Below are 26,355 nucleotides of genomic sequence, written 5' to 3'. Positions count from 1 at the left end.
GGGGCGACCCCGGGGTGGCGGGTTAAGTTACCGATGGGTAACTTGGCGGTCGTTACGATACGTGCAATCCCGGCGGCACCAGCCCTGCCACCGGATGCTCGTTGAACCGAAGGAAGGTCGCGACATGAATGCCCTGACAGTGACGCTGGGCACGATTGGGGTGGTGTTCAGCCTGGTGGCTTGGGCATCATTCTTCGGCGGCGTCGGCAAGATGGTCCGCGCCATCATGATCGGCCAATCCGCGCCCGATCGCTGGCGGCCGTTCCTGCCCCGCCTGAAAACGATGATCGTCGAGTTCCTGGCCCATACCCGGATGAACAAATTCCGGACCGTCGGCTGGGCGCACTGGCTGGTGATGATCGGCTTCCTCGCCGGATTCATCCTGTACTTCGAGGCGTACGGCCAGACCTTCGATCCGACGTTCCATTGGCCCGGATTCGGCAACTGGCACATCTATCACCTGATGGACGAGGTGCTCGGCATCGCGACCGTGATCGGCATCCTGGTGCTGATCACCATCCGCCAGCTCAACCACCCGCGCGTCCCCGCCCGGCTGTCCCGATTCACCGGTTCCCGGTTCGTCCCGGCGTACATCATCGAGAGCATCGTGCTCATCGAGGGTCTGGGCATGGTGCTGGTGAAGGCCGGCAAGATCGCGACCTATCACGAGTCCACCGCCTGGACCGACTTCTTCACCATGCAGGTGGCCAAGCTGCTGCCGGACAGCGTCGCCCTGGTCGCCGTGTTCGCATTCGTGAAGATGGTGTCCGGCAGCACCTTCCTGCTGCTGGTCGGCCGCAACATCAACTGGGGTGTGGCCTGGCACCGGTTCGCCGCGTTCTTCAACATCTACTTCAAGCGCGAGCAGGACGGCGGGGTCGCGCTGGGCGCGGCCAAGCCGATGATGTCGCAGGGCAAGCCGATCGATATGGAGACCGCCGATCCGGACACCGACACGTTCGGCGCGGGCCGCATCGAGGACTTCTCCTGGAAGGGCTGGCTGGACTTCACCACCTGCACCGAATGCGGTCGCTGCCAGTCGCAGTGCCCGGCCTGGAACACCGGTAAGCCGCTGTCGCCCAAGCTGATGATCATGTCGCTGCGCGACCACGGCCAGGCCAAGGCGCCGTATCTGCTGGCCGGTGGCCGCCGCGACGCCGCGGGCGACGAGGTCGGCCTGGTCGACGCCGACGGCAAGCCGGACGAGCACAAGCTGGCCGGCATCCCCGCCGCCGCCCGCGCCGAGGCCGAACGGCCGCTGATCGGCGACGCCGAGGCCGGCGGCATCTTCGATCCCGAGGCGCTGTGGAGCTGCACCACCTGCGGTGCGTGCGTCGAGCAGTGCCCGGTCGACATCGAGCACGTCGACCACATCATCGATATGCGCCGCTACCAGGTGCTGATCGAATCGGAGTTCCCCTCCGAGCTGGCCGGCCTGTTCAAGAACCTGGAGAACAAGGGCAACCCCTGGGGTCAGAACGCCAAGGACCGGCTCAACTGGATCTCCGAGCTCGACTTCGAGATCCCGGTCTTCGGCCAGGACGCCGACAGCTTCGACGGCTACGAGTACCTGTTCTGGGTGGGCTGCGCCGGCGCCTACGAGGACCGCGCGAAGAAGACCACCAAGGCGGTCGCCGAACTGCTCGCCACCGCCGGGACGAAATTCATGGTGCTCGGCGCGGAGGAGACCTGCACCGGCGACTCCGCGCGCCGCGCCGGTAACGAATTCCTGTTCCAGCAGCTGGCCATGCAGAACATCGAACTGCTGAATTCGGTGTTCGAGGGCGTCGCCGACAACCGGAAGAAGATCGTGGTCACCTGCGCGCACTGCTTCAACGCGCTCAGCAATGAATACCCGCAGGTCGGCGGCGTGTACGAGGTCGTCCACCACACCCAGCTGCTGAACCGCCTCGTGCGGCAGAAGAAGCTGGTCCCGGTCGCCTCGGTCTCGCAGCAGGTCACCTATCACGACCCCTGCTACCTGGGCCGGCACAACAAGATCTACAACGCGCCGCGCGAGCTGATCGAGGGCGCGGGCGCGACCCTCACCGAGATGCCCCGGCACGGCGAGCGGTCCATGTGCTGCGGCGCCGGTGGCGCCCGCATGTGGATGGAGGAACAACTCGGCAAGCGGGTCAACCTGGACCGCACCGACGAGGCCCTGTCCACCCTGGACGGCGGCAACACTCCGTCCCTCATCGCGACCGGCTGCCCGTTCTGCCGCGTGATGCTCACCGACGGCGTGACCGCGCGCAAGGATTCCGGTGAGGTCGGCCAGGAGACCGAGGTCGTCGACGTCTCTCAGCTGATGCTGAACTCGATCTCCCGAGTCGAACCGGAAACCCTGTCGGCCAACCTGAAGGTCGTCCAGGAGCCGAAGGCCGAACCCGAACCGGCCGCTCCGACTCCCGTCGCGACCGCCACCACGCCCGAGGCCGCTCCGGCCGCGGACAAGGGCGCCACCCCGGCCGCGGACAAGGGTGCCGCTCCGGCGGCGGGCAAGGGCCTGGCCATGAAGGGCGGTAAGGCACCCGGCGGCGGACTCGGCATGAAGGGCGCGGCGAAGGCGCCGGGCGGTGCCACCGCCGCGGCTCCGGCGACCGAAGCCGAGGCGGCCCCGGAGGCCGAGGCACCCGCGGCCCCGGCCGCGAAGTCCGGTGGACTGGGCATGAAGGGCGGTGCGAAGGCACCCGGCGGCGGGCTCGGTATGAAGGGCGCCGCCAAGGCACCGGGCGCAAAGGCACCCGGCGCGAAGGCTCCGGCGGGGTCGGCTGCGGCAGCGTCGGCTCCGGCCGAGGCACCCGCGGCGGAATCAGCACCGGCCGAGGCACCAGCGGCCGAGGCAGCCGCAGCACCGGCCGCCAAACCGGGCGGACTCGCCATGAAGCGCGCGGCGAAAGCACCCGGCGCGAAAGCACCGGGCGCCAAGCCGACCGCCGCGGCACCGGCCGCAGAGAGCGCAGCTGCCGAAGCTCCGGCAGCCGAAACCGCTACCGAAACGCCTGCGGCACCGGCCACTCCCACGGCCAAACCGGGCGGGCTCGCAATGAAGCGTGCAGCCAAGGCACCGGGCGCGAAGGCACCCGGTACCAAGCCCGCTGCGGGCGCTCCCACCGCTGCGGCCACTCCCGCCGAGGCTTCCACCGGGGACGCCGCTGCTGAAGCATCGGCCGACGCGACCGCCTCCGCTGCCGCCGAGTCCACCACCCCGGCGGCAGAGTCCGCGGCAGACGCCCCGGCAGCCCCTTCGGCTTCCGCGACGGAAACGAAGCCGACGGTTCCCGCCAAGGGGCTGGCCATGAAGTCCGGGTTCAAGCGCCCCGGACCCAAGGCCCCCGGTGCCGCAAAAACCGCAGCTTCGGACGCCGAATCGACTGCCACGGAATCGGCAGCTCCGGCATCCGAACCTGCGGCTCCCGCAGCATCGTCCGCGACTCCGGCAGCGGAATCGGCGGCGGTCACGGAATCGGCGGCGGCCGAGAAATCGGCTCCAGCCACGGAATCCGCAGCTCCGGCCGAGAAATCGGCCCCGGCTACGGCATCCGCAACTCCCGCCGAGAAACCGGCAGCGGAATCAGCTGAGGCGACACCGGCACCGGCCGGTGATTCCGAGTCGAAGGCAGCCGTCGCGACGGGCGAGGCTGCCGCACCGGCAGAGGAGGAAGCGGCCACCGCCACGTCCGAGCCCACGGATACCGCCGAACCGGCCGAGGCCGAGAGCACGTCGGAGTCCGGTTCCACGGCGACCACGTCGAACGGCAACGGATCGACCGCACTGCCGACCGCCAAGCCGGGCGGACTCGGTTTCAAGTCGGGCGCGAAGGCACCGGGCCGCAAGAACTGACGATCGGCGTCCGGCCACGACGCCGGATCGTCCGAACCCTCGGGTGAGCTGCACCAGCAGCTCACCCGAGGTCGTTTTCGGCACACCACCGGCCATACCCGGCAGCGGTCCGCGACCCCAGGCGATTGCCGGTCCCCGACCCATGCCGTTCGCCATTGCCGGTCCCGACCAACACGGTTCTCCACCACGATCCCGGCCGACAGCGTTCACCGTCATCGGCCCCAGCACACATGGCTCTCCGCCACGGTCCCCAGCCGACACGGTTCTCCACCACGGTCCCGGCCGACAGCGTTCACCGTCGCCGACCCCGGCCCACACGATTCGCCGTCACCGACCCCCGACCCACACGATTCGCCGTCACCGACCCCCGACCCACACGATTCACTGTCACCGACCCCGACCCACGCGATTCACTGTCACCGGTCCCCGACCCACGCGATTCACTGTCACCGGTCCCCGACCCACGCGATTCGCCGTTACCGGTCCCAGCCCACGCGATTCGCCGTCACCGGTCCCCGACCGACGCAACTCTTCTCCGTCATCGGGTCCCCGCTCGGCCCACGTGGTTCTCGGTTGGCCGCCGACAAGCCCAGCCTGTGGAGGGCTGGGGAGAAAGCGATCGGTCGCACTGCTTCCGGCCGGAGTGGTTCGCGGGGTGTGGGTCGAGATGGGTGTGTTACCGAAAATGATCTCTACGGTGTTCCGAACTTCGGAATATTGCCAGGTCGGAGGGGGCTTATGGCATCGTGATCCGGCTGTCGCCGAAATCGGCCGGTTGGCTGGATACGCTCGGTTCTTTCCCGGCTTCGACTCTTCACCCGCCCGGAAGGAGCACCTCCCATGGCCCGGCTGAACATCGGACTCGGCGCCGTCGCGGCGACCGCGGCAGCCTGCCTGATCGCCGGCGGAATCATCCAGACCGCGCACGCGGACCCCGCGATGGGGCAACCGTGCAATCCGGCGACCGATCGTCCGTTCACCAATCCGGACGGTGTCTGGATGAACTGTTCGGAATTCCCCAATGTCGGCACCGTGTGGGCCGAGACCCACATTATGAATCTGCCGACCGTCTCCCAGGGCACCCGATGCGTCGTCGGTGAGGACCTGACGCTCGCGCTCGACCGGGCCCGGGACCAGGTGATGACCTGCGTGGACATCGACGGTGACGGCCGCTCGACCTGGCAGCCGGCCGAGCAGTGAGGTTGGCGCTCGTCGCGCTGACGGCGAGCATCTCGGCCGTGGTCTCGATCGGGTCGGCCGCATCGGCCGGCGCCCAGGTCGAGCCGGGGATGCCCTGCGATCCCGCAGCCGGGGGCATCTTCGTCACGCCGTCGGGCGACATTCTGGTGTGCCGGCCGCAGCCGGGCACCGGTCTTCGCGACAATCGCCCGCAGCAGGGTTCACCGGATTCGAGTACGAAAACGCCCCGGCCTCGGTGAGGCCGGGGCGTTTCTCCGGTGAACGGTGGATCTGCGACGACGCCGTTCACCGTTCGACGACCCCCCGGTCGCCGGATCGGATGTGGAACCGGTCCGGCGATGGGCCGCGATTTCTACTTGTCGGTTCCGGTGGTGCCCTTCGAGGAAGCAGCGCTACCGCTCGCCAGGATGTTCACCAGGCCCTGGGTCAGAGTGGCGGAGCCGGTCGACGTAGTCGTGGGGGTGCTGCTGTCGTCCACCGGCTGCGCCGCGCCGTTGTCGGCCGCGGCCACACCGGCACCACCGAGCAGCAGACCTGCGGCAACCGCCGCCGTACCCACGATACGCATCTTCTTCATCGAAATTTCCCCTCGAATCCGTTTCCCTCGACCGGTCGCCGACCGTACGGCCGCCGACCGGGTAGTCGGTGATCACACCGACCGGCGAATTTCTACCACAGGCCCGGTGCGTTTCCGCCGGTCGTATCGGAAACGCGATATCAGACCGATCGGCTCCAATTTGCCGACTATTAACCATGTGGATAGATCCGGGAATGGTTGCGGCGCAATTCAGCGTGAATGTGAAAAACAGCGACTTCACAGCTATCCGGTGCGCGCGGGTGCGCGGTATACGCATACCTATACACATACCGATCCACGAATCGTGCCGGGTATTTGAAATTTCGCCTATTCACAAGCGATCTCCGGACCACGCGCGGGCGCGGGCTGCCCGGCTAACCTGTGGATTCGCTCCGCGCTGTGGATAACCCCGAGCCGAGGTCGACAAACATCAGACTTTTCCGGTCGCGCACACCCAATTTCGCGAACACCTGGGAGAGATGGTGACCGACCGTGCGGGGGCTGATGGCCAGCTCACCGGCGATCGCCCGGTTGGTCAGCCCGGCCACCGCCAGCTCCGCGATCCGCAACTCCTGGCCGGTCAACAGGGTGTCGCTGCCCCGGCGGCCACCCGACGGCGCGTCGGTCAGCTCCAATTCCCGGGCCGCGCGTTTCATCCACAGGCCGGCCTCGATGCGCTGGAAACCCTCGTACGCCAGACGCAACTGTTCGGCCGCATCGGCACGGCGGCGCGCGCGGCGCAGCCATTCACCGTACAGCAGTCCGGTGCGTGCTCGATGGAACGTGTTCCGAGGCATCCCGCGTACCTCCAGCGCACGCCGGAAATAACGCTCCGCTACGAAACCCTCGGATTGCAAGGCCAATACCCGATATGTCGATGCGACGGCCCACGGCGCCCGGGAACGCAACGCCCAGGCCCGCAACAATTCGCTGTGGGTCGTCGCCGCCTCGAAATTCCCGGAACGCCAGGCCGATTCGACGATATCGGCGGCGGCCAGCCGAGCGATCGTCGGATGCGCGGACTCGTGTTCCGGCAGGCTCAGCGTGCGCAGCAATTCGTAGGCCGCCTCCGGATTGCCGATACTCAACTCGTGCACGCCCCGATGCCAGTACGCACCGGCGATCAGCACCCGCATCCGCCGCGGCCGGGCGAGCGCCAGCGCCTGTTCGACATGGAATTCGACCGCCGCCGAATCACCGCGGAACGACGCCAGTTTCGCGGCCAGATTGTGGCAGGCGGCCTGCGTGTTCTCCCAATCGCCGGCCTCGGCCAGCCGGGTCGCCTCGCGCAGGGTGACCCCGGCCTCCGCCCACTGATCGGTGGCGATCTGCACGGCCACCAGCTGCGGCAGGAGATAGGCCAGGCCCGCGATATCGCCCGAATCCCGCAGTCGCGCCGCGACTTCCGTATACGGTCCGAGCGCTCGCCCGGCCAGGCCCCAGGCCAGCACCAACGCCGCCGGCGGCAGCAGCCGGGCCGCGACCCCGGGTGGCGAGGCAGCGGTGACCTCGTCGAGCCGGTCGAGCAGCGGTGCGATATCGGGCTCGGGCTCGGACCGGCCCGCCGCCCATTCGGCGCGCTCGGCCACCCGCCGCAGATCCCCGGCCATCGGTTCGCGCACCAGTGCGGCGTCGCGGGCGAGCATCTCGCCGGCGCGGGCGGGCGATCCGGTGGCCATCTCCAGCAGTCCCGCCAGACCCGCGGTGCTCGCGGCCATCCGATCGGCCGGCAGCGCGCCACCGGCCCGATCCAGCAGGGCGCGAGCGGATTCCACATCGCCGGCCTCCCAGGCCGCGCGCGCCGCCCAGGCCAGCCAGCGGCCGGCGCGGTCCGCGTCGGTGCACATCTCGGCGGCGCGGCGCAGCACCATCGCGCCGGTCAGCCGGCCGGATCGCTCGGCGCGCCGCCGGGCCGAATTCGCCAGGGCGCGAGCGAGTTCGTCGTCCGGTCCGGCGGTGGCCGCCGCCCGGTGCCACAGCGCCAGATCCGGCTCGCCGGCCGCCACCAGCGCCTCCGCCAGCGCGCGGTGCACCCACCCCCGCTGCTCTGCCGCGGCGACCTCGTAGGCCAGGGCGCAGAGCAGCGGATTCCCGACCACGATCCGGCCGTCCCCGATCCGGACCAGTCCGGCCGCGCCGGCCTGTGACCAGATCAATTCGCCCACACCGGATTCCGTCGCCACCCGGCTCACGATCGCGAGATCGCCGAGATCCTCCGCGGCGACCACGACGAGCAGCGTGCGCAGCGGACCGGACAGGGCGGCCAGCCGCTGCGCGAACACCTGCCGCACCCGCGACCCCACCGGCGCCGGCCGGCTCGCCGTACCCTCGTATTCCGGTGCGGTGACCGGTAATTCGCACAGGGCCAGCGGATTGCCGCCGCTGACGGCGAGGACCCGGCCGCTGCGGAAGGCACTCAATGTGCCGTGCCGCTGCCGCAGCAGTGCCCGAGCGTCGGGTTCCGCGAGCGGGCCGAGCCATCGCGCGGGCAGCGAATTCCATTGTGTCCCGGCCGGATCGCCGTCGCAGGCGGCCAGCAGCCCGATCGGCACCGCGGTGGTGCGGCGGAGCACGAACCGCAGGGTCCGAGCCGTGGCCTCGTCGAGCCATTGCAGATCGTCGATCGACAGCAGCACCGGAGCGGTCGCCGCCAGCCGTGACAACAGCGTGACCACCGCGGTGGCGACATGGAATTCACCGGCCACACCCGCGCCGAGGCCCAGGGCGACCCGCAGCGCCGCGGCCTGCGGACCGGGCAGATCCGCGATCCGGTCGGCGACCGGCCACAGCAGTTGATGTAAGGCCGCGAAGGTCAGCGGCGATTCGGCCGCCACCCCGGAACACGCCAGAATCCGGCAATCCGGGGCACTTTCGGCCGCGTACCGCAGCATCGCGGTCTTACCCGTACCCGGATCGCCCCACCACAGCAGTGCCGAACCGCGGCCCTCCCGGAGTGCGGCGAGGGTGTCGTCCACCGCGGCCCGCTCCCGTTCCCGGCCACAGATCCCCTCGATCGTGCGCACGACCCAACGTAGCTCCGGCCGGATCACCCGACGAAGCCCGGGTCCGCCCCGTCGACTGCCGGAAAGGGGCGGACCCGGCCTCCCTACGGCGAGGACCGGTCTGCGGTCAGTCCTCGCCGCCGGATCCCACCGCCAGCGCGGTCGTGATGACCATGGACAGGGGTGGGAGTTCGGCGCCGGGCCCCGGCGGTACCACCCAGTGGCAGCCTTCCCGGGTCCAGCGCCCCAGGCCGGTGGGCAGCATGACCGCGCTGCCCGCCACCGGAATTCCGATATCGAGCCGGTTCAGTACCTCCAGCACCTGGGCACCCGGCCGGCCGTCCGGTGTCACGAGGAAACTCCAGCGGATCTGGCGGGCCAGCACGGGCCCGGCGATGCCCTGCCGGGTCAGTGAATCCCGCACCCGCTCCGCCCGCACGACGGGCAGATGGACCACGCCGAGCCGAGCCGTCATGGGCAACATGACGAAACCGCCGCGTTCCGCGACCGGCAATGTCATCTCCTGCCGGTAGAACGTCACCCATTCCGCGACTGTGTGGAGTTTCTCGACGTTCACGGGCGCTCTCCTCGATTCCTAATCAGGGTCGCGCGGGAGGGCCGAAACCGGAACGCCCGGTCACCCGCTCACCACTGCCCTTTCGCTGCCCCTCACCGGGAATTGGGCGAATTGCCCCCTCCCGGCTCCAATTCGACTGTGGCCGAGATCACCGACCACTCGTACCCTGGACAGCACCGGTTCGTTCGGGAAGGAATGACGTCGTGGTACGGCAGTGGTCAGGCAGGGAGGCCCGGGCTCTCCGCGATGCCAAGCGGATGAGTATTCGGGAGTTCGCTGCTCATCTCGGAGTTCACGAACGGCTGGTTTCGAAATGGGAGGCCGGCGGAGCCCGGGTGCATCCGCGCCCGGTGAATCAGGCTGCGCTGGACACCTCCCTGGCCAGGTCCGACGAAGTCGTGCGGGCACGGTTCGCGGCGTTGATCGACGAGGCCTCGATCGATCATGTCGAGCCAGAAAACGATGCGCAGCAACCGGATTCGGTGCGCGCCCACTATTCCTCCGACGCGGAACTTTTGGACCTCGTGGACGCGGGTGCGATGAGAGCCGATGCGTTGGCGGTAATTTCGGAGAGGGATCTGATCATGGCGGCTGCCCACGAAGCAAGCGAGCACGCGGGCCGGGCCGAGGCCTCCAATTTAGGGCCGACCGTCCTGGAACAACTCGACAGCGACGTACTCCGCATCGCCAACGACTATGTTCATGTACCGCCCGCGCCGATGATGGTGGAGATGTTGCGGGTCCGGCGACGGGTGTATCGATTGCTGGAGGGTCGCCAAAAGCCTTCGGACACAAGTCATCTGTATCTGATAGCCGGAATTCTGTCCGGCCTGCTCGCCAATGCCAGTACCGATCTCGGCTATCACGACGCCGCCGGCGAACAGGCCCGCGCGGCCTGGGCGTACGCGGAACTGTGCGGGCACAACGGACTTCGCGCCTGGACCCGTGGCATGCAGGCGCTCATCGAGTACTGGTCCGAGCGGCCGCGGCGCGCGGTGCTGCTGGCCCAGGGCGGGCAGCAGTACGCACAGTCGGCCACCGCGCAGGTGCGATTGCACAACATCGAGGCCCGCGTCTGGTCGAAACTGGGCAGCACGATCGATGCCGAACGCTGCATCCGGGCGGCCGACACCGCGCGCGGCGGCACCGGAACCGACACCCTGCACGACGAGATCGGCGGCGTCTTCGGCTTCAACGAGCCGAAGAGTCAGTACTACGCCGGGGCCACCTACATCCACCTCGGGCAGGCCGAGCCGGCGCTGGCCGCCACCCAGCGGGCCATCGAGTTGTACGCGGCCGGGCCGCAACAGCAACGGTCCTACGGCGCGGAGGCGCTGGCCCGGGTCGACAGCGCGGCCGCCCATCTGATCAACGGAAGCCTCGACGGCGCGACCGAATCCCTGCAACCGGTACTGCAACTCGACGAGGACAAGCGCATCGCCCAGTTGGAGGAGCGGATGACCGGGCTGCGGCGGCACATCGCGAGCCCGCGGTTCCGGGACGCGGGCGAGGCCCGCCGACTGGACGAACGGCTCGAGGAATTCTGCGGTACCACGGCGGCGCGGGGGATGCTGCCGGGTAGCCCCACATCCTGAATCATCGTTCATAACATTCCGACGCTGTGGAAAAACGCCTTGCCGGACAGTGGCACCATTGATCGGGTGAGTCCTACCAGCCAGTCACATCATCGGCCCCCGCGCATCCTGGAGCAGTCGACCAAGCTCCAGAACGTCGTCTACGAGATCCGGGGGCCGGTGCACGCACACGCGGCACGACTGGAGGCCGAGGGCCATCGCATCCTGAAACTCAACATCGGCAATCCCGCACCGTTCGGCTTCGACGCGCCGGATGTGATCATGCGGGACATCATCGCCGCGCTGCCCTACGCGCAGGGTTATTCCGAATCCAAGGGCATCCTGTCGGCGCGGCGGGCGATCGTGACCCGCTACCAGTTGGTGGCGGGTTTCCCGGAATTCGACGTGAACGACGTCTACCTGGGCAACGGTGTCTCCGAACTGATCACCATCACCATGCAGGCGCTGCTGGACTCCGGTGACGAGGTGCTGATCCCCGCGCCGGACTATCCGCTGTGGACCGCGATGACCAGTCTGGCCGGCGGTACACCCGTGCACTACCGCTGCGACGAGTCCAACGGCTGGCAGCCCGACATCGCCGATCTGGAATCGAAGATCACCGACCGCACCAAGGCGCTGCTGGTGATCAATCCGAACAACCCCACGGGCGCGGTGTATTCGACGGAGGTGCTGCAGCAGCTGGTCGACCTCGCCCGCAAACATCAACTGCTGCTGCTCGCCGACGAGATCTACGACAAGATCCTCTACGACGACGCCAAGCACATCTCGCTGGCGACATTGGCGCCCGACCTCCTGTGTCTGACCTTCAACGGCCTGTCCAAGACGTACCGGGTGGCGGGTTACCGCTCCGGCTGGGTGGTGATCACCGGCCCGCGCGAGCACGCCGCCGGATTCCTGGAGGGGATCGATCTGCTCGCCTCGTCCCGGCTCTGCCCGAATGTGCCCGCGCAGCACGCGATTCAGGTGGCGCTGGGCGGATATCAGAGTATCGAGGATCTGATCCTGCCCGGCGGACGGTTGCTGGAACAACGCGACGTGGCGTGGGAGCGACTCAATACGATCCCCGGTGTCTCGTGTGTGAAGCCGAAGGGGGCGCTGTACGCCTTCCCGCGGCTGGATCCGGAGGTGCACGAGATCCACGACGACGGCAAGCTGGTCCTGGACCTGTTGTTGCAGGAGAAGATCCTGATGGTGCAGGGTACCGGCTTCAACTGGCCGCATCACGATCATCTGCGGATCGTGACGCTGCCGTGGGCGCGGGATCTCGCCGTGGCGATCGAGAGGTTCGGTAACTTCCTGGCCGGGTACCGGCAATAGGGCCACAAAACCAACCCTGAGTTCGGAAACTTTCGGTTTTTGACGACTGGCTGGTGCAAACCGCGACGTTTTGTGTACAGTAGGCCTCGGCACTTCGAGTGCCCGGCCGAGCCGCCTACCCCCCCTGGGCCGCTCGGCCCTGGATTCGGCAGCGCCTACCCCCCTGGGCCGCCGGATCCCCCGGGCGGCGGAGACATCCCCCTGCTCTCCGCCGCCCCTCCCACTTTCCGCGGTACCCGTATCGGGTATCCGGCTGTCCCGCCACAGTGGTTGCCACCGGGATGCGGGCCGGTCGGGCCGATGATCGTCCCACAATGGCGTGCTCCACTCTCGAGAAGTTGCCAAGGTGAATCATTTAGGCTCGCTTCGGTCAGGCACACGACGACAGGCAGGGACTCGGTGAGCGACCACCATCACCACCATCACTCCGGTCCGCTCGAGATCGGAACGACCGCCAAGCGGGTGGTGATCGGGCTGCTCACGGGCATCGGCGTGCTCGTGCTGATCGGCGCGGTCTGGATGTGGCCCAGCCACCAGCACGTCGACATCCCGCTGCCGATGCAGAACGGCGTCGGCGGGGCGATGCAGACCGAATCCGGCACCGTGGTGATGCAGGACATCGGAGCGTGCGGCAGCCTGTCCAACGGCAAGGTCTTCGACGACACCCCCGCCGCGCCGCGGCCCAACTCCTACAACTGCCAGCGCAGCACCGTCTCGATCGACTCCGGGCCGCATCAGGGCAAGAAGACGCTGCTCGAAATCGCCCCGGGCCCAGGACAACCCGACCTGCACGCCGGTGACCACATCCGGCTGGTGCGGCAGAACGATCCGAGCGGCGTACCCGTCTACTCGTTCGACGACTATTCCCGCGGCATACCGCTGACGCTGATCCTGATCTGCTTCGTGGTGGTGATCGTCGTGGTCGCGCGGTGGCGCGGGCTGCGGGCCGTACTGGGCCTCGGACTGGCGTTCGGGGTGCTCGTGGTGTTCCTGCTACCCGCGCTGCTGGACGGGAAGCCCGCGCTGCCGGTCGCGCTGATCGCCGGGGCGGTGATCCTCTACGTGGTGCTGTATCTCGCGCACGGGGTGAATCTGCGCACCAGTTCGGCCCTGCTGGGCACGCTCAGCGCGATGGTGCTGGCGGCCGTGCTGTCCTGGGTGACGCTGAAGCTCACCCATGTGACGGGGCTGTCCGAGGAGCAGAACACCAACGTCGCAACGTATCTGCAGCACGTCAGCATCACCGGACTGCTGCTGGCCGGCTTCATCATCGGCTCGCTCGGCGTGCTCAACGACGTCACGATCACCCAGGCGTCGGCGGCGTTCGAGCTGGCCACCCTCGACAAGGCCGCCTCGCGGCGGGAGGTCTTCGCGGCCGCCATGCGGGTGGGCCGCGACCACATCGCCAGCACGGTGTACACCCTGGTGCTGGCGTACGCGGGCGGGGCGCTGCCGCTGCTGCTGCTGTTCTCGGTGGCCGGCCGCTCGATCACCGATGTGCTCACCGGCGACGCGGTCGCGATCGAGATCGCCCGATCCGCCGTGGGTGGTATCTGCCTGGCGCTGTCGGTGCCGTTGACCACGGCCATCGCGGTCCTGCTGGCCCGGCCCTTCGGTGCGGCCGAACCTGTTCCGGCCCGGCGCGGTGCGGCCCGGCGGCCGCGCCCCGACGGTGAGGACGAGCCGCCCCGCACCCGCACCCGGCGCCCCGAACAGCCCGCCCGCCGACGCGACCGGGAGCCGATCACCGGCGAGCACGGGGCCGAGCAGCACGAGCACGAGGACGACGATCTCGACCGCTACTACGCCGACCTGCACGACCGATCCGGTTCCGGCCGCGGGCGGCGGCCGGACGACGATGCGGCCCGGCCCGCCGACGCCGGTCGCCGCGCGGCCACCCCACCCGGCCGGGCTCCCCGCGCGGCGGGTGATCCGTACCGGCCGGAGGACCCGGCCGCGGGCCGCAGAGCGCCGGCCGACCCCTACCGATCCGGTGAACAACCCGCCGTGCGCCGACCGGCCGCCGATCCCTACCGGTCGGGGGAATATCCGGCCCGGTCCGGCGAACAACCGGCGGTCCGCAAGCCACCCGCCGACCCCTATCGATCCGGCGAGTATCCGGCGCGCACCGCCGATCCGTACCGGTCCGGCGAGTTCCCGGTCCGGTCCGGCGGCCGTCCGGCCGAGCCGCCCCGGCCCGGCGAACCGGCCACCGGCCGCCCGGCCGACCCGTACCGATCGGCTGCGCAGCCGGCCGCGACGCCGCGGCCCGCACAGCCGAACGCTCCGTACGGATCCGGCGAATTCGCCGCCGTACCACCGAATCCCGCCGGCCGATCGGCGTCGAACCGCACCGGATACGGGTGGGGCGAATCGGATCCGTACTCCGACAGCGCCGGGCACCGTTTTCCGGCGCAGGGGTCCGGCGCCGGTCGTGCGCAGCCGGAAACCGGTGCACCGGAAGGCTTCTCGGCCTGGGACTCGGACCACGACGCGGGGGCGGGTGCCGGCGGATTCTCGGCCTGGGATGCCGCCGGCCGGTCCGGGCACGGGCCGAATCCCCATGATTCGGGCGAGTTCCGGGCCGCGACGCCGCCGCGCCTGGGCAACTTCGATCCGCACACCGGCGAATTCGCCCAGCCGTATCCCGGTACCCGTTCCGGCACAACGAATTACAGCCCGAACTCCGGGGAATGGCAGACCGGTCCGGAGGCGCCCGGCGGGCGGCGCGGCCGGCATTCGTCCTCGGACGAATACTGAGGATCGGCCGGGCCCGTGGGCCGGACCGGAAATCAGCGCTGGCGGTGCTGCTGATTCTGCGGTTGACCGTTCGGCAGCAACTGCGGCAGGACCACCGGCGGGAGGGTCGGCACCACGATCGGCGGCAGGCCGGGCACCACGACGATGGTGTTCGGGCCCGGCGTGACCGAGGGGGGCTCGGTCGTGGTGGGCGAATACTGCGGCGGGGGCGCCGCGATCGAGGCATTGGTCGGGTCGTCCGGCGACCGGGTCCCCGAGGGGATGGGCGGCGGCGGCAGGGTCGTGGGCGTGGCGGAACTCGGTTGCGCATTGCTGTGCTGCGAATCGCCTTGCAGCACTTGCGGACCCCAGCCCAGCGCCGAGCCGAGCGCGGCGATCACCACCAGCGCACCGACGGCAACACCCGCCACGCTCAGTTCCCGGCGGCGGCTCGCGGCCGGTTCCCGGCGGCCCGTCCCCGTGTCCGGCTCGCCCGTCTCACCCGACTTCGACTTCGCGACCGGGGATTTGGCGGCTTTGGGCGCGGTGGCCACCATGGGCACCGGGCGGGTCGGCGCGGCGAGCACCGACGGCCGGGCCAGCAGCGACGCGCCCCGCGCCACCACCGTCTCCGGCTGGGCCGGCACCACGACCGGCATACCGGTCCACCGGCCGACCGTCCGCGACACCAACGGGATCCGCGCGCAGCCGCCGATCGCGACCACCGCCTGCACCGCCTGCTCGGACCGCGTGATCACCTCACGGGTCAGCCGCGCGGAGGATTCGACGGCCAGCTGGATCAGCGCCTCGAAATTCTCCTGGGAGATCAGCACCAGGCCGTATTCCGACGGCAGCGCCACCGCGGTGTTCCCGCTCAGCTGCTCCTTCGCCCGCCGGCACAGCGCGTCGAGGGCGGTGAGGCCGTCGGGGTCGGCGGGGTGCGCGATGCGGCCGGAGGCGATCTGCTGCTCCCGGATCAGCGTGTCCAGATAGTCGCCGCCGATATCGCTGGTGCGCTCGCTGTAGTGCACATGGCGGGTGGCCAGATCGACCACGCTGACGGTCAGTCCGGAGCTGCCGAGATCGTAGAGGGCGATGGTGGAATAACCCTGCAGCTCACCGGTGGCGAGCAGGAACTCCACGGCCGCCAGGACTTCCGGCACGAGTTCGTAGTTGACCAGCTGCCGCCGGGCCAGGGCGGCCCGTAATGCCCGGCCGTGCTGGTCGTCCCGGTAACCGACCGCGGTGGCTTCGAGATCCGGTGTGTCGAGGTGGATTCCGCTGATGATCTCCGCGGCGAGATCCTCGGGACGCACGCCCTCGACCGGATGATTCTGCACGTCGAACCGATCCGCGGTGAACCATTCGGCGGTGTTACCGGCGTGCGGCCGCGCCACACGAACGGCGCCGGCCCCCACCGAAACTCCCAGTACCGAACTCATGTGCCGCCCATCTCGTTTCACGCTCCACGACGTGCGCGCGGCGGTGACCCCCTGCAGATGGCCGACGTCGCATCACACTGCGGTGTGGGCAACTGTACCTTGTCGGCCGGACACTACGGCGTGCCGAGTCCCGCGTAGGTCCAGCCGGCCGCGCGCCAGCGGGCCCGGTCCAGGCAGTTGCGGCCGTCGATCACCGTGCGCCGCCGCACCACCGGATTCAGCTGCTCCGGCAACAACGCGGTGAATTCGTTCCATTCGGTGAGGACCAGGACCACATCGGCGCGGTCGCAGGCCTCCACGACCGAGGTGGCGTAGTTCAGGGTCGGGAAGACCTGCCGCGAATTCTCCAGGGCCTTCGGGTCGTAGACGGTGACCACGGCGCCGTGCAGCTGGATCATGCCCGCCACGTTCAGCGCCGGGGAATCGCGCACATCGTCGGATTCCGGCTTGAACGCCGCGCCGAGTACGGCCACGTTCGCGCCGAGCAGCGTTCCGCCGCAAGCCTTCGCGGCCATGTCGACCACCTTGGTCCGGCGGCGCATGTTGATGTTGTCCACCTCGCGCAGGAAGGCCAGCGCGTGATCGGCGCCGAGTTCACCGGCGCGGGCCATGAACGCGCGGATGTCCTTCGGCAGGCAGCCGCCGCCGAAACCCAGTCCGGCATTGAGGAATCGGCGGCCGATGCGCGCATCGTGACCGAGCGCGTCGGCCAGCACGGTGACGTCGGCGCCGGTCGCCTCGCACACCTCCGAAACCGCGTTGATGAACGAGATCTTCGTCGCCAGAAAGGCATTGGCGGAGACCTTCACCAATTCCGCGGTGGCCAGATCGGTGGTGAGGAACGGCACCTCGGCCGCCAGCAGTTCCGCGTAGATCTCGCGCACCAGCTCCTCGACCCGGGCCGAACCGGCGCGGGCGCGATCGGTGCCCAGCACCAGCCGATCCGGGCGCAGGGTGTCCTGGACCGCGAAACCCTCCCGGAGGAATTCCGGATTCCACGCCACCTCGACGTCGACCGAGGCGACGGCGCGGGCCCGCGCGCCGAGTTCGGCGGCGGTACCGACCGGCACCGTGGATTTGCCGATGATGACGCCGGGCCGCTCCATCAGCGGCACCAGCGTATCCACCATCGAGTGCACGTATTTGAGGTCGGCGGCGTACTCACCCTTCTTCTGCGGGGTACCCACGCCGAGGAAGTGCACGTCCGCATGCGCGGCCGCCTCCGGATACGAGGTGGTGAACCGCAGCCGACCGGCATCGAGGTTGCGGCGCAGCACCGCCTCCAGCCCGGGCTCGTAGAACGGCACCACCCCGTCGGCGAGCTTGGCCACCTTCCCCGGGTCGACATCGACGCCGATCACCTCGTGGCCCAGCTCAGCCATGCATGCGGCATGGGTGGCTCCCAGATACCCGGTCCCGAACACCGTGAGACGCATATTCGAGTGATATCCAGCCGCGATGGCCGCACTGCGTCATCGAGGCGAGGCAGCGGGCAACAGCAGATGTACAACCGGGTCAGGGCCGGGAAACCGGGAAATTCAGATAGGCCCGCGACGGCGTCGGCCCCCGCTGCCCCTGATACTTCGACCCCGCTGCCGCACTGCCGTAGGGATTCTCGGCCGGGCTGGTCAACCGGAACAGGCACAGCTGCCCGATCTTCATCCCCGGCCACAACGTGATCGGCAGATTCGCCACATTGGACAGCTCCAGCGTGATGTGCCCGCTGAATCCCGGATCGATGAATCCGGCCGTCGAATGGGTGAGCAGTCCCAGCCGCCCCAGACTCGACTTACCCTCCAGCCGCCCGGCGAGATCGTCCGGCAGCGTGCACACCTCGAGCGTCGACCCGAGTACGAACTCACCGGGATGCAACACGAACGGCTCCTCCGGTGCGGGCTCCACCAGAGTGGTCAGCTCGTCCTGCCGCTGCGCCGGATCGATATGGGTGTACCGGGTGTTGTTGAACACCCGGAACAACCCGTCCAAACGCACATCGATACTCGACGGCTGGACCAGCAACGTATCGAACGGCTCCACTCCGAGCCGTCCACTGGCCAGCTCGGCACGAATGTCACGATCCGAAAGCAGCACGCCGACGAGCGTAGTGCCCGGGAATTCGCAGGTTACCCCGGGTGGTCCTCGGGACCACCCCGGCGGACTTGCCTCGGGCCGCCTCCGGTCTGGTAGAGTCGCCGACGCGTCTCGTACCGATCGGGTACCGATCGCCGGTGTAGTTTAGTGGTAGAACATCAGCTTCCCAAGCTGAGAGTGCGGGTTCGATTCCCGTCACCGGCTCTTCGACTTTCGAATGCTATTTCCGCGCAGGTACGCCATGCCTTCATGAGGCCGGTCGGTAACTCCGCGAATCCGACCGAAACCGCTCGGGTCCAACCACCGTGCCACACACGTGCCATTCACTGCCGCCGGTCGCCTTCCCGGTACCGCCGCGCCATCTCCGAGAGGTCATCGGCGATCCGGCGTTCCGCGTCGTCGGTGGCCCGCTGGTAGATCAGGGCCGCGCGCATATCGTCGTGGCCCATCCGCGCCATGAGATCCTTGGTCGACATTCCAGACTTCGAGGCCCACAGGTTGCCGGCGTGGCGCAGGTCGTGGAAGTGCGTCCCGGTCAGCCCGATTCGCGCCGTGACCTTCGACCACCCGCACAGCTGGGCGAAGTTGGAGCGCCGCAAGGGATTTCCACGCTGGCCGGTGAACACGTACGCCGCCGGATCGGTCCCGACGTACGTCTCCAGGTGAGCGAGCACATCAGCGCGAAGGGCTTCCGGCACGGTCAGGGTGCGGATGCCGGCGCGGGACTTCGGGGACGACACCACCAGACCCTTGCCGGGCAGCTCCACGAACGCCTTCGCGATTCGCACCGTCTCCGCACCCTCGGAGAAGTCGGCGCGGGTCAGCGCGGACACCTCACCCCAGCGCAGAGAATCGAACGCGGTCAACAGGATCAGCACCCGATACCGGTCCGGCACCGCGGCAGCGAGCGCGAAGACCTGGGCCACGGTGAGCACCGGCCGCTCCGGACTGTTCTCCTTGTCGGCGCCACGGACCTTGCACGGGTTGCGCGAGATCAGCTTGTCCTCGTCCACCGCCGTCGACATAGCCGCACGGAGCAGCCGATACGCCTTCGCGAGGACGAGTTCGGAGACCCCCACAGCGATCCGGTCGGCACGCCATTGCCGAATCATCGGCGTGGTCAGCCGGCCGACCTGGACACCGCCGAGCGAGGTCGACGCGATGTGCTTGCCGAGCAGCCACCGATACAACTCCTGTGTCTTCGGCCGCAGGCCCGGACGCTGGTCGATCCACGTAGCGACGTAGTCACGCACGAGTACGCGGCTGCGCTCCGGGTCGATCCAGTCACCGTGCAGGATCTGCACTTCGGTGGTCGACAGCCACTGTTCGGCGGCCCGCTTGGTGGCGAATGTCCGTGGTGCCGGTCGCATCTGGCCGTCCGGGCCACGGTAGCGAGCCTGCCAGCGCCCCGAGGGCAGTTGGCGAGCGTTGCCGAAGCCGCGTTTGCCCATCAGCCGACCCTCCGATAGCACGGCGCGATCTCCATCCGACCGGCCTGTGCGTAGGCGTCCAGGTCCGCGAGCTTGAACCGCACATGCCCGCCGACCTTGTAGAACACCACCCGCCGTTCGGCGACCAGCCGGCGGATGAACCGCACCCCGGTACCCAGGTACACGGCAGCACCTTCCACGCCCACATACCCCGGTTCGATATCCACGATTCCTCCTACACCTTGTCCGGACGATCCGAAACCTGTTGTGTGCCTTGTTGTTCCAGTATCGCGAGGGCTTCGCTGTAGTTGTTGTGCCACAGCGACCGGTCCGCGATCGCGTCGAAGATCAGTTGTTCCTGGGTCGGGATGTCCGGGTCGGACGGGTCGGTCAGGCGGACGATCCAGGCGTCGGACTGCTCCTGCTTGGCCTTCCCGACCGCGGCGAGGACTTGCCGAACGAATTCCATCCGGTCCGCCTTGTGATCGGGCAGGGTCTTGTTGCTCCACCGCCGCGATACCAGCACCCGGCGTCCACGCAACCCGAGGGTGTCGCGCCGGTGCGCCTTGCCCTTGCAGCAACCGGGTTGGGTCTTCGGTTTCGCGTTCCGCGGTGAGATGCCGTATCGCAGCCACACCGCGCACGACGGAGAGCACGGGGTCCGCTGGAATTCCTCGTGCAATCGTTCGTAGTGCCGGCGGGTCCGTTCGTTCGGTGCGTCGAGGACCTGGCCGATGGATTTGGTGAGGTACTTCGTCAGGTAGCCGACGAGCCGGTTCGCGTCCTTCGTACCGCCGAGGATGCCCTTGGCCTTGTTCGGCCGCACCGGACCACGCTCGCCCTCCGCATCGAGATCTGTTCCGTCGCTGTCGATGTCGACGGTTTTCGACTGGACACCCCACCGGATCACGTGCGCGGGATCCACATCGTCCACCTGGTCCATCACCGCGCGCGCGTCATCGAAGGACGGCAGGATGTAGCCGGTGTCCGGATCGGTGAACGCTTTCGCCTGGTAGTCCCAGACCGGTATCCGATCGGTGTAGACCTCGTGATCGAAGTGCGGCCACCACACCGACTGATACGACGCGGCCAGAATCTGAGTGATCAGCTCGTGCGGATCGGTCCCCCGGACCGCGATATGCGCGTGGGGGGCACCACGGCGTTGCGGTTCCACGGTCGCGAAGTACTGCACATCCCGCCCCGCCGCGCGCCGCCAATTCTGGATCGTGCGGTCGAACAGCTGGGGGAAGAAGATCGCATCACGGGCCGCCCGCCGATAGTCGTAGCTGTCCGGATCCACCGGTGAACCGTCACCGCACGGCTTTCCCTGCTTGTCGGTCGCGCCGGTGGAGTGGCAAGGCCCGTACGACGGCAGGGTCACGGTCAGGAACGTCGACGGCTGGTACTTGCCGGCGAACTTCCGGCCGGTGGTCTGCTTGGAGACCTTCTTGCGCGGCAAGTTCGGGATGTCCTGCCGGTGCCGGGTCGACTTCACCGAGCGAGGCTTCGACACCGCGTCGATGCCCTGGATCCGGCCGCGCAACCCCGACTCCCGCAGCTCCCGATCCAGATCCGCGATGACCTCCCGGAACCCCTCCGCGGTCTGATCATCATCAGCTGCCCGCGCTGCCTTGTAGCCGGCGAGCAGATCCGCGCGAGCGGTCACCAGAGCTTGCTGATGCTCGGTCGGGGGCCGGTGGGAGTCATCCGGTTCGTCCGGCATGTGCCAGCCCTCGTGACACTGGGTCACCCGCAACGCCTTCGCCCGTTTCGCGCACGTCGGGCAATCCGACTCGCGGGTCGACTTGCACGCCGCGGCAACGTATTTGAACTCACCGGTACCGGGGTTGAACGCCCGCATCGGGATAGGGTGCCGGCACACCCCGAACTTGTCCGCCACCGCTTCCGCGACCTCGTGCAGGGACGGACGCGCCCGCCGATCCGCCGCAGTCTCCCGCTTCGGTCCCTGGTCTACCGAGCCGGCCGAAACGGCCCCACCAGTGGTATCGGTGGAGCCGCTCAGGTCGACGGCAGTGTTCTCGCCGTTCACGCCACATCCTCTCTGTCAGTGCGGGTTTCGTGGTGTCTGGTCACCGGTCACGCTCCACACCGCGGGCACGTTCCTGCTCGCGTTCGGCCCTGCGCTGCTGGCGGTAGTTGCGTTCCGCATCGCGTTTCGCGTACTCGGTGGCGACGCCGAGAATCGCCGTCATGTGCTGCGCTTCGCCGGCGGTCAACGTGATGACCGTTTCGCCGTTGCGGTCGCGGACACCGAGCTTCACCTGCTCGCCCTCCACCAGCACCAGCGCGTGACGATCGGTGTCGTCATCGCTGACACCGTCCCACTCGTCGCCCCACTCCTCCTCGTCGTTCTCCCGCTCGTCGTAGTCCGGTTCGATCATCACGAATCTCCTTGTCTGCGTTGGGTTTTATCCGATGGTCGTCTGGTCACCAGATGCCGCGTTCCAGGGCGCGTTCGCGGTCGCGTTCGAGCTGCATCCGCCGGCGGTGCCACTGCTCCGCGTCGCGTTGTGCGCGGTCGGCCGCGACACCGAGAAGCCGGGTCAACTCCCGCGCTTCCGGGATCGACATCGTGACCACGGTTTCGATGGCCGCGTCACGCACGGCGATCTTCACCTTGTCGCCCTCGAACCGGACCATCGCGTGCCGCTCCTCCTCCTCACTGCCGATCCCCTCCCAATCACTGCCCCGGTCCTCCTCCTCGTCGTCCCGGTCGTCCCAATCCGGTGCCATCACGAATCTCCTTGTCTGAGTTGGGTTTCGGTCACGCCACCACGGGCGGGTGAGCGGGAGTGAACAGGCCGGCGGCGTGCGCGGCATCGAGATCGGTCGGCAGCGGGCGCAACAAGGTCTTGTGACCGGTAGCGCAGTACTTGAACGGCCCCGACACGCTCAACAGCGCCGACATGTGCGGTTCACAGTCCCCAAGCCACCAGCCACTCACCCGCACCGCCGTCGTCGCCAGTTCGCGGGTCTTCCACAGCAGCGTCAGCCGTTCGACGGCTTCGGGGTGGCACCACCACTGCCGGCACCACACCGTGTCGATCGTGTCGGTAACCTGCCGCGCATACACCACCGACAGGTAACCGGTCACGAACTCCCCCAGCGACGACCACGACCGGCGAGGAAGTTCCCCATCCTCCCGGATCGGGCTGAACCGCAACGACTTCCGGGCCTGCAACTCAGTCATTCGGTCACCTCCGAGGGATCGAACAGCGACAGCTGATCGCGGCAGGTCCACCGCGGCAGCTCCTTCGCTTTCCGCTTCGCCGGCCGGTTCTTCGACCGCTGCACCTGATCGGCCGCCGCCTGCACCATCGGATTCACCTGTCGTGCAGCCGGTTTCGGAGACTGACTGTCGTCGGTCATGCCGCCGGCACCTCCACATCCGGGTCGAGGTGGCGCAGCAGGTGTGCGCCGAGGAACTGGGTGTAGGCCGGTGGGATCGCTTCGGCCAGCGACCGGCGGTTGCTGGTCCAGTCGATCCCCATCGCGGCCTGCCAGTCGGAGACCGAGCCTTTGCCGCCCCCTGAGCCGTACACCGCGACGTACGGACCGTCGAACCGGTCCCCGTGCCGGTAACCGGCCACCCGACCCCGGTGCCGAAGATGCAACGGTTGCGCAGCAGTCCAACCACCGAGTTCGAACACCCGATGCCGGATCACATTGAGCCCGAACATCTCCCCGCACAACACCACATCGCGGCGCAGCTTCGCCCCCTGCACGTTCTCCATCACCCACGGCCGACCCGACCCGATCAACGCCGCCCGGGTAGCCGGGATCAACTGCGGGTAGCGGCCGGCGAGCGCCTGATTCGTGCCCGCGGTGAGCGCCGAGGACGCCTGACACGGAGGCGACGCATGGACCGCCGCGAACTCGTGACCATGGGTGGTCAGGTAGTCGAGCGCGTCCCCGCGGTGGAACTCGAACGGGTAATCCGGCTGATCACAGATGTCGACGCCGACCACCTCGAAACCGGCCCTGTGATACCCGACCGCAGCACCACCAGACGCGCAATACAGATCCAGCAGCCGGGGCCGGCCCGAGTGCCCCACCGAGCACCCGAACCAGTCCAACACTTCCTGCACACCCACCACCGCGGTCATGCCACAGCCTCCGCATCATCGGGGGACTGCACGCCGCACAGGCCCCGATGTTCGGCGAACTCCCGCAACCAGATCCGGTCATCGAGCGCCGTGTCGAGCTCGTCGTAGCGGTTCATGCCGCCACCGCCACACCGGTTTCGCCCTCGTCGCCCTCGTCGCGGGCCGTGTCATCGGCGTCGATGACCAGCGGGCGAGGCTGCGGAGCGTACGCCTGCACGATCGCGTCGATATCGTCATCGGTGACCAGGAACGACCGGACCCGCAGAATGTCCGAGGAGCCCTCCTGTTCCACGTAGGCGACACCGGGTGTCGAGTCGGGAATCTCCGTGCAGCGAGCACCGCGCTCCACCGCGCCCGGTCCGAAGATCATGGCGACCTGGGTCGGTTCCGACAACTTCAACCCGATCCGGTACGGGAACAACTGACGTTGCGGCACAGTGTCCTTCGACGGATCGATCACCGTCTCGATCACCGAGAACCCCGGTGCGCGGCCCTTCGACAGCAACAGCCCGTGCAGCTCCTCGAACTGCTCACGCTGCTTGCGGTTCGCGAACGCCGACAACGTGGCCGCCTCATCGATGAACACCACCACCAACGGGTCCTCGACAGTCGGGACCAGCTTGCGCAGACCCGCCGCTTTCAACCGGGCCTGCCGCTCGTCCAACTCGTGCACCGCCTCAGCGAGCAGCGCCAATATGTCCTCGATCGTGGCGAAGGCGAACCGGGTGAACAGTTTCTCCCCGCGGCCGAACTCCATCCCGCCCTTCGGGTCGATCACCCACAGATCCACCAGACCCGCCCGGATCGCCGGAGCCAGGCCGGCGAACAAGGCTTGCACCACCCCCGACTTGCCCGAACCGGTCTTCCCGGACAACAGCAGGTGGGTATACAGGACCGGGATCGACCAGACATCCCCGTTCTCGGTCACACCCAGGGGCACCGCTTCCAGGTCCGGGACCGCCCCGAAGCCCACACCGTTGTGGACCGCGACCGGCAACGCTGCCGGTACGGCGAGCGTGTCGAACACGCGCACTTCGAGACGGACGAACCCCGGATCCGGTCGCGTCGCCGTGACCTCCCGGGCGCCCAAGGAATCCGACAGCGCCGCCAACGTGGCCCGATCGGTCCAATCATTGATCGACTGCCCCGGCAACATGTGGAACTGGGCCGTCAACCCGTGCCGGCTGTAGTCCCACCACTCCAACGTCGGATAACCGATCTTCGGCGACGCCAGACCGACCGACGCCAACATGTAGTTCGTCATCAACGGTTCCGCGAACGTCAACACCGCCGCACGCAACGCCACCGGAGCCGCACCCGCGATCTCCGCCGACGACACCTCTTGCGCGGGAACCGATTTCGACCAGAACGCCATCCGGGCCGCCAGCAGCAACGCCGAACCACCCGAGATCAGCACCGGAGCCAACTCCGCGGCACTCACCGGGCACCGCCTTCGGGCAGCCGGGGAAGGTCGCAGAACAGCTGGCAGCCGGAAGCATCCGCCGGCGGCAACGAAGGCTCGTCGCAGAACATCCAGCACGACGGGGCACCGATCGGAGCCGGACCCGGGATCGAGGCCACTGCCGGAGCGGGAACGACGGTGGGCGTGACCGTGGTGGTCGAGGCTTCGGTGGTGACCGGAGCCGGAGCCGACGAATGGGCGGTGGGGTGGATCAGGGCCAGGCCGAGGCCGGCGACGATCACCACCACCCCGGCACCGGCCACGATCTTCGGCACCAAGCCGGGACCGGACGAAGACATGGAGACAGACATCACCCCTCCTCAGGGCGGAACAGGTTGGAAGACTTCGAGATTCGAGACCACCCCGGAGGAGCGATCGAACAGGGATCAGGCCGGCGTCGGGAACAACGCTTCCTGACCCAACGGCCACGCGGACCGTGAAGACTTACGGACAGGCCCCGGCTCGACAGCCGCAGGCAATTCGGGAACCGGCGACACCGGCCCCTCCTCAGGTGCCCGCACCTCTTCCACCACCGCAGCCGAAACCGGTAGCGGGGCAGCCTGGGCAGCCCGGAACAGGACCGCCAGACCATGCGTATCGACCAGGAGACTGATCGGGGCGACCGCAGCCACCACCGCGCACACCCAGGACGGGAGTTCGTGGCCGTTGGCGACCGCATGAAGGCTGTTGCCCGCCACCGACACCACCGCGCCGGCGACCAGAACCCGAATGAAGAACCGACGCTCCGGCGACTTCGCCAGCACCAGCGCCCCCGCGGTGGCTTGCACGATCGTGCCGTCGATGATCAACGGGAACAACCACGCATCCGACCGCGGGACATGCGCCAATCCAGCCAGATCCCGCAGGGTAGAGAACGAGAGGCGGAATGCGGCGGCACCGACGCCGATGATCACCAGGACCGCGAACACCCGTGCCCACCGCATTGCGCTCT

Annotated in this window: 21 protein-coding genes, 1 tRNA gene and 1 pseudogene; 6 read left to right on the top strand and 17 right to left on the bottom strand. The window is 68.4% G+C overall.

The window, feature by feature from the left end; translation table 11 throughout:
• Positions 1–124: 124 nt before the first annotated feature.
• Together G361_RS0137435 and G361_RS0137430 are read left to right on the top strand one after the other, a co-directional pair.
• Positions 125–3,844 (top strand): heterodisulfide reductase-related iron-sulfur binding cluster, encoded by a 3,720-nt coding sequence (locus G361_RS0137435; protein ID WP_019932279.1) that lies wholly within the window; start codon positions 125–127, stop codon positions 3,842–3,844.
• A gap of 840 nt (positions 3,845–4,684) precedes the next feature.
• A complete protein-coding gene (locus G361_RS0137430; RefSeq protein WP_019932278.1) occupies positions 4,685–5,044 on the top strand; it encodes a hypothetical protein in 360 nt (119 codons plus the stop codon).
• 352 nt (positions 5,045–5,396) lie between these two features.
• On the opposite strand, the gene G361_RS0137420 is transcribed toward G361_RS0137430, so the two are convergent.
• From G361_RS0137420 to G361_RS0137410, 3 genes are all read right to left on the bottom strand, one after another.
• The gene (locus G361_RS0137420) at positions 5,397–5,621 is read right to left on the bottom strand and encodes a hypothetical protein (RefSeq protein WP_019932276.1); all 225 of its coding nucleotides are present in this window, start codon (positions 5,619–5,621) and stop codon (positions 5,397–5,399) included.
• Between the two features lie 374 nt (positions 5,622–5,995).
• Positions 5,996–8,644, bottom strand: a complete 2,649-nt coding sequence (locus tag G361_RS46100) for a LuxR family transcriptional regulator (protein WP_196814724.1) — start codon at positions 8,642–8,644, stop codon at positions 5,996–5,998.
• 106 nt (positions 8,645–8,750) lie between these two features.
• Positions 8,751–9,200 carry a hypothetical protein gene (locus G361_RS0137410; RefSeq protein ID WP_019932274.1) on the bottom strand — a complete coding sequence of 150 codons (450 nt, stop codon included), beginning with the start codon at positions 9,198–9,200 and terminating at the stop codon, positions 8,751–8,753.
• Positions 9,201–9,457: 257 nt separating this feature from the next.
• Here G361_RS0137410 and G361_RS0137405 point away from each other — a divergent pair, with 257 nt between their 5' ends.
• The 3 genes and pseudogenes from G361_RS0137405 to G361_RS46095 all read left to right on the top strand — a co-directional run.
• A complete protein-coding gene (locus tag G361_RS0137405; RefSeq protein ID WP_026343981.1) occupies positions 9,458–10,795 on the top strand; it encodes a DNA-binding transcriptional regulator in 1,338 nt (445 codons plus the stop codon).
• A gap of 57 nt (positions 10,796–10,852) precedes the next feature.
• A complete protein-coding gene (locus G361_RS0137400; protein ID WP_304412521.1) occupies positions 10,853–12,112 on the top strand; it encodes a pyridoxal phosphate-dependent aminotransferase in 1,260 nt (419 codons plus the stop codon).
• Positions 12,113–12,511: 399 nt separating this feature from the next.
• Positions 12,512–13,771, top strand: a pseudogene (locus tag G361_RS46095) (YibE/F family protein); the annotation flags it as partial.
• A 1,133-nt stretch (positions 13,772–14,904) separates the two neighbouring features.
• On the opposite strand, the gene G361_RS46090 reads toward G361_RS46095, so the two are convergent.
• From G361_RS46090 to dcd, 3 genes are all read right to left on the bottom strand, one after another.
• The gene (locus G361_RS46090; protein WP_063711928.1) at positions 14,905–16,293 is read right to left on the bottom strand and encodes an Hsp70 family protein; all 1,389 of its coding nucleotides are present in this window, start codon (positions 16,291–16,293) and stop codon (positions 14,905–14,907) included.
• A 113-nt stretch (positions 16,294–16,406) separates the two neighbouring features.
• Positions 16,407–17,729: a UDP-glucose/GDP-mannose dehydrogenase family protein gene (locus G361_RS0137385; protein ID WP_019932269.1), complete on the bottom strand. Its 1,323-nt coding sequence runs from the start codon at positions 17,727–17,729 to the stop codon at positions 16,407–16,409.
• Positions 17,730–17,808: 79 nt separating this feature from the next.
• On the bottom strand, positions 17,809–18,384 hold the full coding sequence (gene dcd / locus G361_RS0137380) for a dCTP deaminase (RefSeq protein WP_026343980.1): 576 nt from the start codon (positions 18,382–18,384) through the stop codon (positions 17,809–17,811).
• A gap of 133 nt (positions 18,385–18,517) precedes the next feature.
• Between dcd and G361_RS0137375 the strand changes: the two genes are divergently transcribed.
• A tRNA-Gly gene (locus G361_RS0137375) sits at positions 18,518–18,588 on the top strand.
• A 119-nt stretch (positions 18,589–18,707) separates the two neighbouring features.
• On the opposite strand, the gene G361_RS0137370 is transcribed toward G361_RS0137375, so the two are convergent.
• The 11 genes from G361_RS0137370 to G361_RS46075 form a co-directional block, all read right to left on the bottom strand.
• Entirely contained in the window at positions 18,708–19,835 is a 1,128-nt protein-coding gene (locus tag G361_RS0137370; protein WP_019932267.1) for a tyrosine-type recombinase/integrase, read from the bottom strand.
• Positions 19,835–20,041, bottom strand: a complete 207-nt coding sequence (locus G361_RS0137365; protein WP_019932266.1) for an excisionase family DNA-binding protein — start codon at positions 20,039–20,041, stop codon at positions 19,835–19,837. Before G361_RS0137365 ends, G361_RS0137370 begins: the two co-directional genes overlap by 1 nt.
• 8 nt (positions 20,042–20,049) lie before the next feature.
• Positions 20,050–21,714 carry a replication initiator gene (locus G361_RS0137360; RefSeq protein ID WP_369798036.1) on the bottom strand — a complete coding sequence of 555 codons (1,665 nt, stop codon included), beginning with the start codon at positions 21,712–21,714 and terminating at the stop codon, positions 20,050–20,052.
• A gap of 190 nt (positions 21,715–21,904) precedes the next feature.
• Entirely contained in the window at positions 21,905–22,216 is a 312-nt protein-coding gene (locus G361_RS0137355; protein WP_019932264.1) for a hypothetical protein, read from the bottom strand.
• 46 nt (positions 22,217–22,262) lie between these two features.
• Positions 22,263–22,568, bottom strand: coding sequence for a hypothetical protein (locus tag G361_RS0137350; RefSeq protein ID WP_019932263.1), 306 nt, complete (start codon positions 22,566–22,568; stop codon positions 22,263–22,265).
• 31 nt (positions 22,569–22,599) lie between these two features.
• Positions 22,600–23,025, bottom strand: coding sequence for a DUF4913 domain-containing protein (locus G361_RS46085; RefSeq protein ID WP_019932262.1), 426 nt, complete (start codon positions 23,023–23,025; stop codon positions 22,600–22,602).
• Positions 23,022–23,204 (bottom strand): hypothetical protein, encoded by a 183-nt coding sequence (locus G361_RS48900; RefSeq protein ID WP_081635750.1) that lies wholly within the window; start codon positions 23,202–23,204, stop codon positions 23,022–23,024. The genes G361_RS46085 and G361_RS48900 overlap by 4 nt, the downstream gene beginning before the upstream one ends.
• The gene (locus G361_RS0137335) at positions 23,201–23,941 is read right to left on the bottom strand and encodes a hypothetical protein (protein WP_019932260.1); all 741 of its coding nucleotides are present in this window, start codon (positions 23,939–23,941) and stop codon (positions 23,201–23,203) included. The genes G361_RS48900 and G361_RS0137335 overlap by 4 nt, the downstream gene beginning before the upstream one ends.
• A 112-nt stretch (positions 23,942–24,053) precedes the next feature.
• Positions 24,054–25,382, bottom strand: a complete 1,329-nt coding sequence (locus tag G361_RS46080; RefSeq protein ID WP_019932258.1) for an FtsK/SpoIIIE domain-containing protein — start codon at positions 25,380–25,382, stop codon at positions 24,054–24,056.
• On the bottom strand, positions 25,379–25,714 hold the full coding sequence (locus tag G361_RS0137320; RefSeq protein ID WP_155981971.1) for a hypothetical protein: 336 nt from the start codon (positions 25,712–25,714) through the stop codon (positions 25,379–25,381). Before G361_RS0137320 ends, G361_RS46080 begins: the two co-directional genes overlap by 4 nt.
• Before the next feature lie 75 nt (positions 25,715–25,789).
• Complete coding sequence (locus G361_RS46075) at positions 25,790–26,332, bottom strand: DUF2637 domain-containing protein (protein WP_231387205.1); 543 nt, start codon at positions 26,330–26,332, stop codon at positions 25,790–25,792.
• Between the last annotated feature and the right edge of the window lie 23 nt (positions 26,333–26,355).

This window comes from Nocardia sp. BMG111209, assembly GCF_000381925.1.
In the GTDB taxonomy this organism is placed as follows: domain Bacteria; phylum Actinomycetota; class Actinomycetes; order Mycobacteriales; family Mycobacteriaceae; genus Nocardia.
The sequence above is the reverse complement of the archived record's forward strand: the minus strand, read 5'-3'. Positions and strand labels throughout refer to the sequence as shown.

Coding starts and splice junctions, on each gene's coding strand:
- G361_RS0137355 (WP_019932264.1), bottom strand. CDS start 22,216: ATGATCGAACCGGACTACGACGAGCGGGAGAACGACGAGGAGGAGTGG.
- G361_RS48900 (WP_081635750.1), bottom strand. CDS start 23,204: ATGACCGACGACAGTCAGTCTCCGAAACCGGCTGCACGACAGGTGAAT.
- G361_RS0137385 (WP_019932269.1), bottom strand. CDS start 17,729: ATGCGTCTCACGGTGTTCGGGACCGGGTATCTGGGAGCCACCCATGCC.
- G361_RS0137430 (WP_019932278.1), top strand. CDS start 4,685: ATGGCCCGGCTGAACATCGGACTCGGCGCCGTCGCGGCGACCGCGGCA.
- G361_RS0137405 (WP_026343981.1), top strand. CDS start 9,458: ATGAGTATTCGGGAGTTCGCTGCTCATCTCGGAGTTCACGAACGGCTG.
- G361_RS0137370 (WP_019932267.1), bottom strand. CDS start 19,835: ATGGGCAAACGCGGCTTCGGCAACGCTCGCCAACTGCCCTCGGGGCGC.
- G361_RS0137320 (WP_155981971.1), bottom strand. CDS start 25,714: ATGTCTGTCTCCATGTCTTCGTCCGGTCCCGGCTTGGTGCCGAAGATC.
- G361_RS46085 (WP_019932262.1), bottom strand. CDS start 23,025: ATGACTGAGTTGCAGGCCCGGAAGTCGTTGCGGTTCAGCCCGATCCGG.
- G361_RS46090 (WP_063711928.1), bottom strand. CDS start 16,293: ATGAGTTCGGTACTGGGAGTTTCGGTGGGGGCCGGCGCCGTTCGTGTG.
- G361_RS0137435 (WP_019932279.1), top strand. CDS start 125: ATGAATGCCCTGACAGTGACGCTGGGCACGATTGGGGTGGTGTTCAGC.
- G361_RS0137335 (WP_019932260.1), bottom strand. CDS start 23,941: ATGACCGCGGTGGTGGGTGTGCAGGAAGTGTTGGACTGGTTCGGGTGC.
- G361_RS0137350 (WP_019932263.1), bottom strand. CDS start 22,568: ATGGCACCGGATTGGGACGACCGGGACGACGAGGAGGAGGACCGGGGC.
- G361_RS0137420 (WP_019932276.1), bottom strand. CDS start 5,621: ATGAAGAAGATGCGTATCGTGGGTACGGCGGCGGTTGCCGCAGGTCTG.